Source organism: Pseudobacillus badius (assembly GCF_002189605.1).
In the GTDB taxonomy this organism is placed as follows: Bacteria; Bacillota; Bacilli; order Bacillales; family Domibacillaceae; genus Pseudobacillus; species Pseudobacillus badius.
The window spans coordinates 1-1,855 of the sequence record NZ_MWMM01000049.1; the positions used below are offsets into that span (position 1 = coordinate 1).

A 1,855-nucleotide genomic window follows, 5' to 3' on the forward strand; every position below is an offset into this window, starting at 1 on the left:
AGACATTGTTCTATTTTTGTCGTTTTTTGTTTCCTTCGCCTTGTCAGTTTGCCCGTTCACTATTTATTCCACGGTTTGATTTACAACGAGCCTCTGTACCCTCAAACTCCCGAAGGCAACCCCACAGGGCCAAAACCGCCCTCTGGGGCAACCTCCGAAAGTTTGCATGAGAGTACCTCTCATTGTAAATCAACTTTCGCGGCATAAACCGATCACTCTGATGTATTGTTTTTGTATTGTTTTGATCATTTTTTTTGTACCCAGTGAACAGTTAGGCTCTGCCTAACCCCTCACAATCTATGGGGACAGTTTCTCCTTATGCTCTTGCAGATCAATTTCACGAAGTGCCCATCTATACACCTTGAAAATTTCAGGTGAAGATGGGTTCACTCCGCGAAAAAATAATGCTTGCAGCATTGTACCCGCAGGGGCTTAAAAATCAAAAAGAGAGTAGAAAATTTCTACTCTCTTTTCTTGATCTGTTTATAAGTCATCTTGCCAACAAACTCATTGTCATGAGTAGCTTCAAAAACAGTCGCCTTATCATCAATCAATTTACTTTCAAACTCTTTTAATTCTTCTTCAGTCATTGATCTTTCTTCTGGTTTGATTAATCCCCTCGACTGGAAGAAAAGTTTCTTGTTTTTCTCTTTCGCACTTTTCCCAGTCTTGGTATCAAATCCATCTTTCAACGCCTGTATATCTTTCTCTATGTACTTCACAACATATGCACCAACGTTGTCTATATCTTCGATCGCATTAATTCGAACACCACGCTGCTCTTTTCCATTCTCCCAGACCTTCACCAACTCTTCCTGTTTGATGTACGGCAGATTGTAAAAAAGCACATGATAGTGAATTGCACCTCTAGCTTGTCTCTCTACTACACAGGTGTATTTTAGACCACTTTGCTTTTTGAAAAGTTTATAAGATAAACGTTTTATAAATTCTCTAAACTCTGCATTAGCAATCTCATGATCTAACACATTTTCTCGAAACGTTAACGTCATAAATTTTGGTTTTTCTTTGCCCCACTGTCCGATATTTGCATTGATCGTTCTTCTTAGCGTTTGAATACTCCTTGAAAGCGAACGTCTTAAATTCGCTTGATCTTTCAGGATTCTTTCTTCTTTTGACACGTTGCTATCACCTGCTTCCACCCGCTCGCTACTATGCGATTTAGCAAAACCAATAGTGATTCCTTCCTCGTAGGAATAAATTTCTGTAATACTTCCACTCACAATGACCTTATGGTATACTCTCTTCATGAGATGAGGACCCCTTTCCAAAAGTTTTAGCCGACAACTGGATAGGGGGCTTTTTTATGTCTAAAACCAATTTTTACTAACGTTGGTTTTAACTCTACTACCTTTTTACTTGAGTGTCTATATAATTAAATCAAGTAAAGAAGAAAACCAGAAAACCAAAAAAAGAGTCCTCAATCTGAGGACTCTTTTTCATAATCAACCACATCATAATTTTCATCATTCTCATACCACTCAACATCAAACCGATTATTTCTATCCAGCAATATATTCCCTTGCTGATCTACATCAAGTTTTCGAATCTGATTCTTACCCTGGAGATCCAATTCACGAAGTTCCCTTAATAACTCCTGAACTGTTTTTTCTGTTTCTCTTTTCATTTTTCTTCCCTCCAGAACGTCTTATTTTCGCCTCTGATCGTTTTTAATTCTCTTTTAATAGTTAACTAGCCAAAAATGATTAAAATGCAATACAAGCCATTTAAAGAAGAATTAAAGACATTGTTCTATTTTTGTCGTTTTTTGTTTCCTTCGCCTTGTCAGTTTGCCCGTTCACTATTTATTCCACGGTTTGATTTACAACGAGCCTCT

The 1,855-nt window shown here is 37.6% G+C and carries 2 protein-coding genes; both read right to left on the reverse strand.

The features are described 5' to 3' along the window. Positions 1-461 precede the first annotated feature (461 nt). Positions 462-1,268 (reverse strand): rolling circle replication-associated protein, encoded by an 807-nt coding sequence (locus tag B1A98_RS19905; RefSeq protein ID WP_041114706.1) that lies wholly within the window; start codon positions 1,266-1,268, stop codon positions 462-464. A 170-nt stretch (positions 1,269-1,438) separates the two neighbouring features. After that, positions 1,439-1,645, reverse strand: a complete 207-nt coding sequence (locus B1A98_RS19910) for a hypothetical protein (RefSeq protein WP_041114705.1) — start codon at positions 1,643-1,645, stop codon at positions 1,439-1,441. Positions 1,646-1,855 lie beyond the last annotated feature (210 nt).